The sequence below is a fragment of the Pseudomonas sp. WJP1 genome (assembly GCF_028471945.1).
Classification (GTDB): Bacteria; Pseudomonadota; Gammaproteobacteria; order Pseudomonadales; family Pseudomonadaceae; genus Aquipseudomonas.
In genome coordinates this window covers 6,325,034-6,340,008 of sequence record NZ_CP110128.1, presented here as the reverse complement: position 1 = coordinate 6,340,008, position 14,975 = coordinate 6,325,034, and the positions used below count along the sequence as shown (strand labels likewise).

The 14,975-nt window shown below is 62.2% G+C and carries 10 protein-coding genes and 1 pseudogene; 3 read left to right on the top strand and 8 right to left on the bottom strand.

Annotation, left to right across the window (positions count from 1 at the left end):
* Positions 1-155 precede the first annotated feature (155 nt).
* A complete protein-coding gene (locus OH720_RS28540; protein ID WP_272603732.1) occupies positions 156-1,367 on the bottom strand; it encodes an MFS transporter in 1,212 nt (403 codons plus the stop codon).
* 189 nt (positions 1,368-1,556) lie between these two features.
* On the opposite strand from OH720_RS28540, the gene OH720_RS28535 reads away from it, so the two are divergent.
* A complete protein-coding gene (locus OH720_RS28535) occupies positions 1,557-3,677 on the top strand; it encodes a mechanosensitive ion channel family protein (RefSeq protein ID WP_272603731.1) in 2,121 nt (706 codons plus the stop codon).
* A 116-nt stretch (positions 3,678-3,793) separates the two neighbouring features.
* Here OH720_RS28535 and OH720_RS28530 read toward each other — a convergent pair whose 3' ends face one another.
* Complete coding sequence (locus tag OH720_RS28530) at positions 3,794-8,098, bottom strand: DEAD/DEAH box helicase (RefSeq protein ID WP_272603730.1); 4,305 nt, start codon at positions 8,096-8,098, stop codon at positions 3,794-3,796.
* Between the two features lie 325 nt (positions 8,099-8,423).
* Here OH720_RS28530 and OH720_RS28525 point away from each other — a divergent pair, with 325 nt between their 5' ends.
* Positions 8,424-9,308: a sugar nucleotide-binding protein gene (locus OH720_RS28525; RefSeq protein WP_180204427.1), complete on the top strand. Its 885-nt coding sequence runs from the start codon at positions 8,424-8,426 to the stop codon at positions 9,306-9,308.
* On the top strand, positions 9,301-10,233 hold the full coding sequence (locus OH720_RS28520) for an NAD-dependent epimerase/dehydratase family protein (RefSeq protein ID WP_272603729.1): 933 nt from the start codon (positions 9,301-9,303) through the stop codon (positions 10,231-10,233). The genes OH720_RS28525 and OH720_RS28520 overlap by 8 nt, the downstream gene beginning before the upstream one ends.
* A 152-nt stretch (positions 10,234-10,385) precedes the next feature.
* On the opposite strand, the pseudogene OH720_RS28515 reads toward OH720_RS28520, so the two are convergent.
* The 6 genes and pseudogenes from OH720_RS28515 to OH720_RS28490 all read right to left on the bottom strand — a co-directional run.
* Positions 10,386-10,511: pseudogene (locus tag OH720_RS28515) on the bottom strand (group II intron reverse transcriptase/maturase); the annotation flags it as partial.
* 142 nt (positions 10,512-10,653) lie between these two features.
* Entirely contained in the window at positions 10,654-11,097 is a 444-nt protein-coding gene (locus tag OH720_RS28510; protein WP_272603728.1) for a hypothetical protein, read from the bottom strand.
* Positions 11,098-11,566: 469 nt separating this feature from the next.
* Positions 11,567-12,265, bottom strand: a complete 699-nt coding sequence (locus OH720_RS28505) for an OmpW/AlkL family protein (RefSeq protein ID WP_272603727.1) — start codon at positions 12,263-12,265, stop codon at positions 11,567-11,569.
* A gap of 174 nt (positions 12,266-12,439) precedes the next feature.
* A complete protein-coding gene (locus OH720_RS28500; RefSeq protein WP_272603726.1) occupies positions 12,440-12,958 on the bottom strand; it encodes a DUF3299 domain-containing protein in 519 nt (172 codons plus the stop codon).
* 10 nt (positions 12,959-12,968) lie between these two features.
* Complete coding sequence (locus tag OH720_RS28495; RefSeq protein ID WP_272603725.1) at positions 12,969-14,234, bottom strand: ABC transporter permease; 1,266 nt, start codon at positions 14,232-14,234, stop codon at positions 12,969-12,971.
* 1 nt (position 14,235) lies between these two features.
* On the bottom strand, positions 14,236-14,946 hold the full coding sequence (locus tag OH720_RS28490; protein WP_180204432.1) for an ABC transporter ATP-binding protein: 711 nt from the start codon (positions 14,944-14,946) through the stop codon (positions 14,236-14,238).
* Positions 14,947-14,975: the final 29 nt, after the last annotated feature.

The following is a 14,975-nucleotide window of genomic DNA, read 5'->3' as shown; positions in this document are numbered from 1 at the left end:
ACGGTGACGAAAGTTTCGGTGGGACTACGGACGGTATTTCTCAAACCACCAAAGAATCCTGTGGGAGCGGGCTTGCCCGCGATAGCGATAAGTCAGTCACATCATCGCTGGATGTGCAGCCGCCATCGCGGGCAAGCCCGCTCCCACAAGAGTTATCAGTGGCCCGTGATAACGCGGGCAGACCCTTCGACCGGCTCGGTATACACTGGCCCACGGCGGTCCAGACGTCCGCTCCACGCGGTCAACGCCAACGCCACCAACACCACCAATCCACCGATCCACGCGGTATGGATCAGCCCCATATGCGCGACGATCAAGCCACCACCCCAGGCGCCACCGGCGATGCCGAGGTTGAACGCGGCGATGTTCAGGCCGGAAGCCACGTCCACCGCATTGGGCGTGTGGTGTTCAGCCTGGCGCACCACATACACCTGCAACCCTGGCACATTGCCGAACGCCACGGCGCCCCAGACGAGTACGGTGGCCAGTGCCAGCCACGGGTTTCCGGCGCTGAAGGTCAGCACGAACAGCACGGCGGCGAGCAGGGCGAAGATGAGTTTCAGGGCGCTGATCGGGCCACGCTTGTCCGCCAGTTTGCCGCCCCAGATGTTGCCGACGGCCACCGAGATGCCGTAGACCAGCAGCACCAGGCTGACGGTGCTGGCGCTGAAACCGGCGATGTCCTGGAGGATCGGCGCGAGGAACGTGAACGCGATGAACGAACCGCCGTAACCGACCGCCGTCATGGCGTACACCAGCAGCAGACGGGGTTGTTTGAGGACCTGCAACTGCTGCAGCAGGGAAGCGGGTTTGCTGTGGGCGATGTTTTTCGGCACATAAAGCAGGCTGCCGATAAAGGCGATCACACCCAGGGCCGATACGGCGAGAAAGGTCTCACGCCAGCCGAAATGCTGACCGATGAAAGTCCCCAGCGGTACGCCCGTCACCAGGGCCACGGTCAGGCCGGTGAACATGATCGCGATCGCGCTGGCGGCTTTTTCCTTGGGCACTAGACTGGTGGCGATGGTTGAGCCAATCGAGAAAAACACCCCGTGGGCCAGGCCGGTGACGATCCGCGCCAGGATAAGCGACTCGTAGCTCGGCGCTTGCCAGGCCAGTAGGTTGCCCAAGGTGAACAACACCATCAAGGACAACAGCAGCAGTTTACGCGGCACTTTGCCAGTCAGGGCGGTGAGTACCGGGGCGCCGACGGCGACGCCCAGCGCATACAGGCTGACCAGCAGGCCGGCCGACGGCAGGCTGACACCGAGGTCGGCGCCAATGGTGGGTAACAGGCCAACGATGACGAACTCGGTCGTCCCGATGGCGAAGGCGCTGAGGGTCAGCGCGAGCAAGGCAATGGGCATGACTGCAACTCCGGTGGGTTGATTTGATGGAGCGCAGTGTCAGGGTTTGGGTCGTGCGGAAAAATACAGGGATGAGCATTTGATATTTGTCTTGAGCGCAAAGATTGCCGGGCATTTGCCGGCCAGCACCGAACTAGTCCGGCATTTCTCGATCAGTTCCTTACAGTCCTATCCAAAGGAGCGGATGCCTTGATCAGGCTCAAGACGGCGATATTCCTGGGGGCGCTGTTGTTCCTCGGCAGCGAAGAACTCGAGGCTGCGGCGATACCGGGTGTGCCGGCAGCGGCCACACCGCCGGCACACCCTGAACCCCTGGTACAGGGCGGGTTGCTGGGCGCCATCAGTTCGAGCATCGATGGCATCCAGGACAAGCTCGATTTCAACAAGGACCTGCTCGCCGCCTGGCGCCTGCGCGCGGACCGTGCGGCCGACGAGGTGGATCAACTGGTCAATCGTCCATCGGCCCGTTCGAGCTGGAGCGTGGCGGGGGATTTCCTGCTGCTGACGGCGGTGTGGGCGGGTGTCTTCGGCCTGCTCTGGATGTTCGGCAAGTTCTTGACCGAACGCCTGTGCCGCCATCGCTTGCTGCTCAGTCGAGAGCGCGGGCAGGCACTGCTTGGCTATGTATTGCCCTACAGCCTCCCGGCGGTGATCAGCCTGCCGCTGACGATTTATGCCAGCCAGTTCATGCCTGTATCGGCGGGGCGGGCGCTGGCGTTGTGTCTTGCCTATGCCACCAGCAGTGGCGTGTTCGCAGCAGCGCTAGTGATGTCTTTGGTGGTGCTGTTCAATGTCGGGCACAAACGCCGGGCGGTGCAGATCATTCGCCAGGACAGCCCACGGCCGCTGTTCGCCATCGGCTTCCTGGTTGCCCTGAGCGACGCCTTGACCAGCCCGCAGATCGCGCACCAACTGGGTAATAATCTCACCAGCAGCATCGCCGTGTTTACCGGGCTGGCGGCCTCGATTTCCTTTGGTTTGCTGGTGTTCCGCATGCGTCGCCCAGTCGCCCATGTGATCCGCATCCTGCCATTGGCCCAGCGACGCAAGCAGCCGGCCTTGCGCGAAACCCTGCGGATTTTTTCCGGGCTCTGGTATTGGCCGATCCTGTTGATGGTGCTGGTCTCTATCATCAACCTGATCGGTATTGGCGATGACAACCAGCAAGTGCTGCGCAGCGCGCTGTTCACCACGGTGCTGCTGATTGCGACGGTGTTTCTCAGCACCACGCTGCACCACTTGTTCAAGACCCGCAGCGAATCCGACGTGCGCCGCAGTGGCGCCTACAAAGAGCGCTTCCTGAGCCTCTCCCATGCCTTGTTGCGTATCGCCATGGCCATCGTGTTCATCGATATCCTCGGACGAATCTGGGGCGTGTCGCTGTTCGATTTTGCGGTCAGCAATGCCGTGGGGCGGGCGATCAGTGACTCGTTGAGCCATATCGGCTTGATCTTCCTGGTGACGTGGATGGTCTGGGTCGTGCTCGACACGGCGATCCAGGAAGCCCTGAAACCACCGGCCAACAAGCGCGGGGCGCGCCAGCCGAGTACACGGGTCAAGACCATCCTGCCGTTGCTGCGCAATGCGATCAAAATCATCCTGGTGGTGATCTGTGCCATCACCACCATGGCCAATCTTGGAATCAACGTCGCGCCGTTCCTGGCCGGTGCCGGGGTCATTGGCCTGGCCATCGGTTTCGGTTCCCAGCAACTGGTGCAGGACGTGATCACCGGGTTGTTCATCATCATCGAAGACACCCTGTCGATCGGCGACTGGGTGGTGCTCGACTCCGGGCATGCCGGCACGGTCGAAGGCCTGACCATCCGCACCTTGCGCCTGCGCGACGGCAAAGGGTTCGTGCACTCGGTACCCTTTGGCCAGATCAAGGCCGTGACCAACCAATCGCGGCAATTTGCCTATGCGTTCTTCTCCGTGCAGTTCACCTATGACACCGATGTCGACAAGGCCATCGAACTGATTCGCGAGGCCGGGCATTCGATCAGCGAGGACCCGTTCCTCAGGTACAACCTGCAAGGACCGCTGGATGTGTTCGGCGTCGACAGGATGGACCTCAATGGCGTGGTGTTGACGGCACAGTTTCGCACCGTGTCGGGCGGGCAGTATGCGGTGAGCCGGGCCTTCAACCAGCGATTGAAAAAGCTTGTGGATAACAGTCCGTGGGTGCATTTCGCGCAGACTTATCCACAGCAGGTCCTGATGCCGAGGCAGGCGGCGGAACCCGTGCATGATGGGGCGGCTGAGCCGGAGCATGCGGCGGTAATGATGCCGGATCGGCCTCGGCCGCAATAAATTCGTCGGTTGTGATGGCCCCATCGCCAGCAGGCTGGCTCCCACAATGGATCTGTGTACACCACAAATCCCCTGTAGGAGTGAGCCTGCTCGCGATGAGGCCAGACCAGACAACACTAATGCCGGATCAGCTTGCTCTGCACCTCAGACATCGCCTGCTGATCCAGCTCCAGCCAAAAACACGGCTTGCCAGCTATCTGCGCGGCAGCCGGCAAACCATCGCGATACACCAGTCGATTACTTGCCAGCGCCGGCACTTTCGCACCGGGCAGCAGGGTGCCGGCGAGGTTCAGCGGATCGACCCCGCAGACCGCGATCAAGCTACCGTCATGGGGCCGGCGCCGTACTTCGCGCAGCAACGGAATCGCCTCCGGCAGCGCGAACTGTTCGCCCGCCAAGCCGCTGACAAAGCGCCCGCCACGAATCTCGCCGCGCGCCTCCAGCCGATGGAAGGTACGCAGCAATTCCCGCCAGCTCGGCAGCCAATCGGCCTCCCGTTCCAGCAAGCGCCAGAACACCACGCCGTAGCGGCGCAACAAGGTCATGGCGATGTGTTCCAGGGTGTCTGCCGGTGTTGGCGCCGGCCGCGAGTTATCCACAACCAGCGCGGCCACCCCGCGGCGCAACAAGGCCCAGCGCCCGGCATCGTCCATGCCGCCGACAAAGGCCCCGCGCCCACGGCGGCTGCTACGCTGCTGGCGCTTGCTGGCCGGCGTAATCAGCGCCCGCAGGCCGGCAAAACTGTCGGCGTTCACCAGTCCGGCGCCGACCAGTTCCTGCAGGGCGATTTCCAGTTCCGTGCGCAATAAGTGGGCTTCGTGAATCAGCTCATCGAAAAACAGCGCGCCGTGCTGGCTGAGGGCGGCGTGAACCTTCTGTGTCTTGGGCGACAGTTCGCTGACGGGCGTCTGCTCGGTCAGGTCGCTCCAGAGCCCGACCCGTTGACGCGGCAACAACAGGATCGGCGTGCTGCGCAGCGCCGTGCCGGTGCTACGGTTGCGTGCGGTCAGCCGGGTCCAGACCAGCTTGCCGCTACGGCACGCCTCATCGAGCCAGGTGGGCGAATAGTCCTTGAGCCTCGCGGGCAAAAGGTCGCTATCCCAGGCCGAAGCGGCGGCGGGGTAGCCTTCGAACTGAGCGACGATCGCCGGTAACATCGCGCTGCCATGGCCTCGGGTGGCATCGGACAGGTGCTGCCAGTCGAACAGAAATCGCATGAAATCCTGCAAGGCCACGGGCTCGATTTCCCGGCGCAGGCGCTTGACGGTGTAGCGATGAATCCGCGCCAGCAAATGTCGCTCGCACCACTCATCTTCAGTGCTGCCCGGAGTGAAGCGACCGCGCAGCACGTAGCCTTCGCGTTCAAGTTGTGCCAGCGCCTGGGTGATTTGTGTCTCCGGCAATTGCAGCGGTGCGGCAATCGCCTTCAGCGGCAGTGGGCCAAAAGCGCTGAGCCGTGCGCGGATCACTTCAAGCACGGCGTCGTCGGCTTCCCAGTGTTCATCGAACCCCGGCAACGCCTCCAGCGCCGGCAACAAAACAGCCTGTGGATAAATGGCCCGCAGGCAGGTCAGTCGTTCCCGCGCCAGCCAGAGTGAAGGGTTGATGCGACAGGCACGGCCGCTGTCGGCCAGGGTATTCAACCAATCGAGCCAAGGGGCGTTGGCGCCGGCCTCGGCTTCGGTAATGCACGCCAGGCTCATCAGCGCCTCGTGCATTTCATCGACACCGCCGGGTGTCGGCCAGGCTTCTTCGCGCACGGCGGCAATCGCCTCGGCGTCCAACGCACCGAGGTCATCGGTGGATTGCGGCTCGCTCCAGCGCCGATTGATGACGGCTTGCGTGCGGCGCTCTTCCAGCGGCGCATCGTCAAGAAAGGTGTAAGGCCGGGCGCTGAGTATTTCCGCCGCCAGTGGCGAGGGCGCCGGCAGGTCGCGGCTGATCAGGCGGATCTCACCGCGTTCCATGCGCCGTAACAACGCCAGCCAGCCTTCGCTGTCCATCGCGTCGTGCAGGCAATCGTCGAGGGTTTGCTCCACCAGCGGATGCTCGGGAACTTCCCGTTCGCCGACCAGGTTTTCCACGCAGGCAATCTGATCGGGAAACACGCTGGCGATCAGGTCTTCACTTTTCATGCGCTGGATCTGCGGCGCGACCTTGCGCCCGCCCGTATAGCGCGGCAACGCCAGCGCCACGCCGGCATTCCAGCGCCAGCGCACGCCGAACAGCGGCGCATCGAGCACCGCCTGGGTCAGTATGTGTTCCGCGCTGTTGCTGTGCAGATAGCGCCAGACCTCATCCAGCTCAAAGCTGTGGCTGGTGGACAGCGACAGGACGATGGCGTCCTCGCTGGCGGCGGCCTGCAATTCGAAATTGAAGGTGCGGCAAAAACGCTTGCGCAGGGCCAGGCCCCAGGCGCGGTTGATGCGGCTGCCGAACGGGCTGTGGATGATCAGTTGCGTACCGCCCGATTCATCGAAAAACCGCTCCATCAGCAGTGTGTCTTGCGAGGGCAGGGCGCCGAGGGCCTGGCGCGCACGGGCGAGGTATTCGACCAATTGTTCGGCGCAGGCCAGGTTCAGGCCGAGGTTGTCGGTCAGCCAATCGAGGCTGGGTTGCAAGTTGCCGGGCGTGGCGCCCAGCAGCACATCGAGATGTGCTTGCAGGCGCGCGACGGCGAACGACAGCTCCGCACTGCGCCCCGGCGCTTCACCGAGCCAGAACGGAATGGTCGGAGGTTGGCCCTGAGCGTCTTCGACCCGGACCTTGCCGGTTTCGACCCGCAGGATCCGGTACGAGGTATTGCCCAACTGGAACACATCGCCAGCGATGCTTTCCACGGCGAAATCTTCGTTGACGCTGCCGATGTTCAGCGCTTGCGGTTCCAGCAACACGCTGTAGTCGGCGTTGTCCGGAATCGTTCCGCCGCTGGTCACGGCTGTCAGCTTGGCGCCGCGACGACCGCGCAGGGTACGGTTCACGGCGTCGCGGTGCAGATAGGCGCTGCGGATTCCCTGACGCCCGTTGTAGCCCTCGGCAAGCATCCGCAGCAACGCCTGATAATGTTTTTCGTCGAGCGCGGCATAGGGCGAGGCCTGCCGGAATAGCGCGAGCAACGCGTCCTCCGGCCATTCCTGGCAACTGACTTCGGCAATGATCTGTTGCGCCAGGACGTCCAGCGGCGCCTCGGGGATCAGCAGGGTGTCGAGCTCGCCTCGGCGCACGCAATCGAGCAGCGCGACGCATTCAATCAGGTCGTCGCGGGTGGTGGCGAACAAGCGGCCCTTGGGTGTGCCGCCGACCTGGTGCCCGGAGCGACCGACCCGTTGCAGAAAGCCGGCAATCGAGCGCGGCGAAGCGATCTGGCACACCAGGTCGACGTCGCCAATGTCGATGCCCAGTTCCAGCGACGCGGTGGCGATCAACACCTGTAGCTCGCCGCGCTTGAGCCGCTGTTCGGCGTCCAGGCGAAACTCCTTGGCCAGGCTGCCGTGGTGGGCGGCCACGGCGTCCTTGCCCAGGCGTTCGCTCAGGTGCCGGCTCAGGCGTTCGGCCAGGCGCCGGGTGTTGACGAAAATCAGCGTGGTGCGGTGTTCGCGGGCGAGGGCGGCAAGACGGTCGTAGACCAGTTCCCAGACATCATTGGCCATCACCGCCGAGAGCGGCACGTGTGGTACTTCGATGCCCAGGTCCCGTGGACGGGCGTGGCCGATATCGACGATCTCGCAAGGGCGCTCGTGGCCCACCAGGAAGCGCGACACCGCCTCGATGGGTTTTTGCGTGGCCGACAGGCCGATGCGCACCAGCGGTTCGGCGCACAGTGCCTGCAAGCGTTCCAGGCTCAGGGCCAGATGGCTGCCGCGCTTGCTGGCGGCGATGGCGTGGATTTCGTCGACGATCACCGTGCGTGCGGTGCCGAGCATTTTTCGGCCTGAGTCGGAGCCGAGCAGTACGTAGAGCGATTCCGGGGTGGTGACCAGGATGTGCGGCGCGGTCTTGCGCATCGCCGAGCGGTCTTTTTGCGGGGTATCGCCGGTGCGCACGGCGGTGCTGATCCGCAGCTCGGGCAGGCCCATCACCCGCAACTGCTCGGTGATGCCGGCCAGCGGGTCTTGCAGGTTGATCTGGATGTCGTTGGACAGCGCCTTGAGCGGCGAGACATAGACCACCAGAGTTTCGTCCGCCAGGCCTTCAGTGGTTTCCAGGCCGCGGTGGACCAGGTCGTCGATGACGGCGAGGAAGGCGGTGAGGGTCTTGCCGGAACCGGTGGGCGCGGCAATCAGGGTCGAGCGGCGCTGGCGGATCAGCGGCCATGCCCTGGCCTGGGCGGCGGTGACCGTCGCGAAAGTCTTGCTGAACCAGGCGCTGACGGCGGGGTGGAAGCCGGTCAGGGCACTGTCTGCGGGGATGGGCAGGTTCATGGGGCAATTTATGCGGGTGGGGGCGGGAAGATGCAAGTACCGCTCAGGATCTGTGTTGATCCTGAGGGCCCCATCGCGGGCAAGCCCGCTCCCACAGTGTTCCCTATTGTTCACAAATGTTGCATCCACAGAAGATCCCTGTGGGAGCTGGCTTGCCAGCGAAGGGGCCAGTAGCAGCACTACAAAACCGGGACATCTACACTTTACGGATGACGGTTGCGCACTAAACCCGCAAAATGCAACGATTCCGGCAACTATCGACGACATCGCCCGCGGGCGCTGTCGATAAAGCCATCGTTCCAATCAGACTGGGCCTGCTGACTCTATGCGAATGCGCCTTATGTTACTGGGCGGCGGAAATGCCCTTGGGCAGGCGCTGATTCGCCTCGGTGCGGAGGAAGACATCGGATTCCTCGCCCCCCGCCCACCACAAGACGGCTGGGATGCCGCGAGCTTGACGCAACTGCTCGACGACACCCGCCCGGACGCGTTGATCAACCTCGCCTACTACTTCGACTGGTTCCAGGCGGAGGCGGTCAGCGAACAGCGCCTGGCCGGGCAGGAGCGGGCGATCGAGCGCCTGGCCGAACTGTGCCAGCACCACAACATCGTTTTGCTGCAACCCTCGAGTTATCGCGTGTTCGACGGCTCCCGGGCCACGGCCTACAGCGAAAAAGACGAGCCAATGCCGCTGGGCCTGCGTGGCCAGGCCTTGTGGCGAATCGAGAAAAGCGTGCGCGCCACCTGCCCGCAACACGTGTTGTTGCGTTTCGGCTGGCTGCTCGATGACAGTCCCGACGGCACCCTCGGGCGCTTCCTTGGCCGCGCCGAGCAGGCACAGGAACTGTTGATGGCCGACGACCGCCGGGGCAATCCGACACCGGTGGACGACGCGGCCCGCGTGATCATTTCGGTGCTCAAGCAACTGGACTGCAGCGCGCCGCTGTGGGGCACCTACCACTACGCCGGGCATGAGGCGACCACGCCGCTGGCCCTGGGGCAGGCGATTCTCACCGAAGCCCGCGCCCTGCACCCGCTGGCCATCGAAGCGCCGACCGCCCAGGCTCACGCCACGCGACCGGACGCCGCGGAAGAACCGCAGCACGCGGTACTGGCCTGCAAGAAAATTCTGCACACCTTCGGAATCAAGCCACGCGCCTGGCGTGCGGCCCTTCCGAGTCTTCTGGACAGGTTCTATCGTCATGGCTGATCGCCCCGTTTTGATTACCGGGGGAGCCGGCTTCATCGGCTCCCATCTCACCGATGCCTTGCTCGCCAAGGGCTATTCGGTACGGATCCTCGATGATCTGTCTTCCGGTAAACGCAGCAACCTGCCGCTGGACAATCCCAAGGTCGAGCTGATCGTCGGCGACGTGGCCGATGCCGCCCTGGTAGCCGGTGCGATGGCCGGTTGCAGCGCCGTGGCGCACCTGGCGGCAGTGGCGTCAGTACAGGCGTCGGTGGACGACCCGGTGAAGACCCACCAGAGCAACTTCATCGGCTCGCTGAATGTCTGTGAAGCCATGCGCCAAGCGGGCGTCAAGCGCGTGTTGTTCGCCTCCAGTGCCGCGGTGTACGGCAACAATGGCGAAGGCGAGTCGATCGATGAAGACACGCCCAAGGCGCCGTTGACGCCCTACGCGTCGGACAAGCTGGCGAGCGAGCAATACTTCGATTTCTACCGGCGCGAGCATGGGCTGGAGCCGGTGATTTTTCGCTTCTTCAACATCTTCGGCCCACGCCAGGATCCGTCCTCGCCGTATTCAGGGGTGATCAGCATTTTCAGCGAGCGCGCGCAGAAAGGCCTGCCGATCACCGTGTTTGGCGACGGCGAGCAGACGCGGGATTTCCTCTACGTCGAGGATCTGGTCGATTTGCTGGTGCAGGCCATCGAGAAACCCCAGGTGGAAGACGGCGCGGTTAACGTTGGCTGGAACCAGGCGACCAGTCTCAAGCAAATGCTTGTTGCCCTCGAGGTGGTCGTTGGCAAGCTGCCACCGGTGAGCTACGGCCCGGCGCGCTCCGGTGACATTCGTCATTCACGGGCTAACAACCAGCGTTTGCTGGAGCGCTTCAGAGCGCCCGAGCCGACACCGTTGAGTGTGGGGCTGGCGCGGTTGCTGGGGATCGAGTAGGAGGCGGATTTTTCGGCGGCGCTTGATTCCTATGTGACGCCCCCGACTTCCCCCATGTGCCTTGCCCACTGGACGCTGATCTATAAGTGCGTCCTTCGTCGATCCCCAAGCCCATCTGATTACGTGTCCTCATTGGAATAACGTACAAATCAATGGCCCCGCCGCTCCAGCTCGCGACCGAATTCGTTGAGCAGGATATTCGACAGCAACGGCGAGAGCGGGCCGCCTTGCGGCGTCCCTTCCTGGCGTCGACTGGCGATGCCGTCCGACATCACCCCCGGCCTCGAGATAAGGGCGAGCGACCGCACCGGACTTTGAAATAAAAAGCGTCCAATGCGATCCATCGGGCGTTGAAGTTAAACAGTTGTAAGCCTATCTCAGGGCTAGGTAATCTCAACTTGTACTAATTCAGCGAGCAAGCTAAAAAGAGCCTTTGAGTTTGGCTGCCCCCTTTATCACAGGAAAAATAGGATTGCCATAGGCTTTGAAGTTAAAGTGTATAACGCCTGCATTGCGATCCAACTCTGTAACCTGAAACTCCCCTTCAGTCATGAATGTTGTAGCCCCGTTGGGAAGGTAAGCAGCACCGAAAGCAAAAACCATCCCAACAGGAGCATCCCACATACTTACAAAGGGATATACGTCACCCTTCTGTATTTTTTCTATATTGTAAATAGTCAAATTAATTCTATTATTTTTGTCATCAGACTCCTTGAAATATATCTGAAACCACATTCCGTCAGGTGAAAATTCATCGCGGCTCATAAACATTTGACTTATATCAAGAGAGCAATTTTCCCCGTTAGCCGTCGCGTGAAACTCTCCTGTTGCGATATCCCTCGACTTTAATGAAATCTGTGACATAACGAATCTCCCTTCGTGACGTGCCTTGCTAAAGAATAATTTGCTGCCGTGAATTTATAGGGCATTGAATACTCCCTGCCTACTGTCAAACCTGACAGTAGGCGTCAACCTTGCGTCGAAAAAAGACGAGCGGTAAACCAGATAGTGGGATCGATTTGCTGACTGCGCGCTGATACGCACGCCTGAGGCTGGCTTGCGACACCCTTGCCTTCGGCTAACACTTCCCCTTGCCAGGTGTGTAGGACTTTCACCTCCAAGTCCCCAGCATGGGCGCCACAGCCAAGCTGGTTGCGCTTGCGCGCAACGCACCATGCATGGCGCACCAACAGAAAAGGCGCCTGTCGGCGCCTTTGGTATGCAGATCGTTCCCACGCTCAGTGTGGGAATGCCTCAAGGGACGCTCTGCGTCCCTGGCTGCATTCCTTTGCTTCGCGTTGGAACGATCAATTCACCACCACGTGAATACCGCTTAGAACTTGTAACCCAGACCGACCATGTAGATGAACGGATCGACATCCACGTTCACCCGTGCCCGGGTGCCCGGCGCCACGGCGTCGTTTTCCACGGTGGCGCGGGTATCGATGTCGATGTAACGCACCTGGGCGTTGAGCATGATGTTGTCGGTGATCATGTAGTCCGCACCGACCTGGAACGCCATGCCCCAGGAGTTTTCTGCCTTGAAATTGCTGAAACCGTTGGCCTGGGCTTCGCTGCCGACATGCTCGTCGTAGATCCAGGTGTAATTGATACCGGCGCCGAGATACGGCTGGAAGTCGGATTTGGCATCCAGCGGGTAGTACACGACGCTGAGGGTCGGTGGCAGGTGTTTCAGCGTGCCGAGTTTGCCATTGGCTGCGCCCAGGGCGGTGCCCTTGAGTTTCACGTCATGCTCGAACGGCGTGGCCGCGAGCAGTTCGATCCCCCAGTGGTTTGTGAGCATGTAGGCGACGTTGAGGCCCAATTGCGTGTCGCTGCTCATGGTCGCCTTGCCACCCAGGTCGGCGCCGCTCAGCGGGCCTTGGTCGACCTTGACCGTGGAACTGTCGGCCTTCGGGTTGACGGTGATGGCACCGGCACGAAGGATGATGTCGCCGGCTTCGTGGGCATGGGCGAACGGGGCAGCGAGCGCCAGCGCTACCAGCGAGGCGCCGAGCAAGGACTTGTTCATGGGGGCTCCAGAGGACGTTAAAAATGTTCGATGTCCAATGGTAAGCCGGCTAACGATTCGGTCTTTTGACTCAGCTCAAGGAAAGTGGGAAGGAGTTGGTTTTTGTAGCCGATTCCCTGTGGGAGCGAGCCTGCTCGCGATGACGATCGATCAAGCAACACATGAATGCCGGACTCACTCCGGCAACTCATACAGGTAGATCTTGTCCGCTTCCATCTGGTAACCGGCATCCGCCAACTCGCTGGTGGATGGCTTGACCTGCATCGCACCCTCGATCCAGTACGGTTGATACAGCTCGTCGAGCTTCACGCCGACTGCGCTTTTGACATGCACGATCTGATTCGACGGCGGTGGCGGTACGTGAATGCAGGCGCCGAAATACGGCACCAGCAGAAAGTCCGTGGTACGACCTTCTTCACTCACTTCCAGCGGCACGATGTAGCCCGGCAAGCGAATATTCTGCCCGTCGAGGGCCTTGACCACCGGCGCGTTGGGCATGTCCTGCTTCGCTGCCGGCGCCGATTCGGCGGACAGGGCATCGCTCATTTTCGACAGGTCGTGCAGCGGCGTCATGTTCGGCACTTCCGGCGCCGCATCCGGCGGGATCATTTCCGACCAGGTCAGCTCTTTCGGCGCAGCTGCCCACAACGGCAAGGCGACCAGCATCAACAGCGCAAAGACGGCGCGGGGCATTTCAACATCCTCATAAACGGATCGACAGGCCATCGGCCAGGGATTGGCGATAGGCGCGCCAGGCAGGCACGCTGCCCATCAGCAACGCAGCGATCAGGATGCCACCGAGTAGCGTCCATTCATATTCACTTGGCCACGCCAGTGGCAGAAACAGTCCGTATTTGGCTTGCACGTAACCCTGGGCCGCCGCGATGCACACGTAAAGCAGCGCCACGCCGGCCACCACGCCGGCCAGCGCCAGGGCGAACGCCTCCAGCACCAGCAGTGTCGCGACATGCCACGGCCGCGCGCCCACCGAACGCAGGATCGCCATCTCCCGTCGGCGTTCGTTGAGACTGGTGAGAATTGCCGTGAGCATGCCGATCAACCCGGTCAGCACCACGAACAGCGACACCACGAACAAGGCTTTTTCCGCCGTGCTCATCAAGCTCCACAACTCCTGCAGCGCAACGCCCGGCAGGATCGCCAGCATCGGTTCGCCACGGAATTCATTGATTTCGCGCTGCAAGGCAAAGGTCGAAATCTTGCTGTTGAGGCCAAGCATGAACGCGGTGATCGCCTGGGGCGTCAGGTCCATGTTGCGCGCCTGATCGGCGCTGATCCGGCCGTTGCCCCGGGCCGGCACGCCGTTATGCCAATCGACGTGAATGGCCTCCATGCCGCCGAGGCTGATGTGCAGCGTGCGGTCCACCGGGGTGCCGGTACGCTTGAGGATGCCGACCACGGTGAATGGCTTGTCGTCATGCTTGACCAGGCTGATCACGGCCACGCCGTGGGCCAGCACCAGCTTGTCGCCGAGTTTGTAGTGCAGTGCATCCGCGACTTCGGCACCGAGCACCACTTCGAACGGGTCGGTGGCGAAGGCGCGGCCATCGGCCAGTTCCAGGTGTTGCTGGCGGCCGTACTGGTAGTGTTCGAAGTACGCCTCGGTGGTGCCCATCACCCGATAGCCGCGATGGGAATCGCCGAGGGACATGGGAATGGCCCACTTCACTTTCGGGTTGTTGGCGAAGTGTTCGAAGCTGTCCCAGCGGATGTTATTGGTGGCGTTGCCGATGCGGAATACCGAGTACAGCAGCAGGTTGACCGAGCCGGAACGCGCGCCGACGATCAGGTCGGTGCCGCTGATGGTGCTGGCGAAGCTGGCCTTGGCCTCGGTGCGCACCCGTTCCACGGCCAGCAGCAGGCACACCGATAGGGCAATGGCGAACGCGGTGAGGATCGCGGTGAAGCGGCGGTTAGCCAGGCTGGCCATGGCAAGACGAAACAGATACATCTCAGACCTCTGCAGACGTGGCGGCGCGATTGAGTTCGGCCAGCGACAGGTGGCGATCGAACAGCGGTGCCAGGCTCTGGTCATGGCTGACGAACAACAGGCTCGACCCGGCTTCGCGGCATTCGGCGAACAGCAGGCGAATGAAGTTCTCCCGGGCGTCGTAGTCGAGGGCCGAGGTCGGCTCGTCGGCGATCACCAGTTCCGGTTGACCGATCAACGCGCGCGCGGCGGCCACCCGTTGTTGCTGGCCGATGGACAGGGAGTCGGCGCGACGAGCGAGGATGTTGTCGTCCTTCAAACCCAGGTGGGCGAGCAGGGTGGCGGCGGCCTGATCAATGCTGCCATGGCGCTGCTTCGCCCGCTGGGCGCGCAATTTGGAGAAGTGGCAGGGCAGTTCGACGTTCTCGCGCACTGACAGAAACGGCAGCAAGTTGAACTGCTGGAAGATGTAGCCGGTGTGATCGACGCGAAAGTGATCGCGGGCACCGGCCGAGAGTGCGGTCAGCTCCTGGCCGAGCAGGCGAATGCTGCCGCGATCGGGCTTTTGCACGCCACCGAGCAGGCCGAGCAGGGTGGTCTTGCCGCTGCCGCTGGGGCCCTTGAGGAACAGGGTTTCTCCGGGCTCCAGGCGAAACGCCGGGATATCCAGCAGCGGTGGGTGACCGGGCCAGCTGAAGCCCAGGTCGGACAGTTCGATGAGTGCTTGGGTCATTTAACCGATTTCATGGGTGTTGATTAACC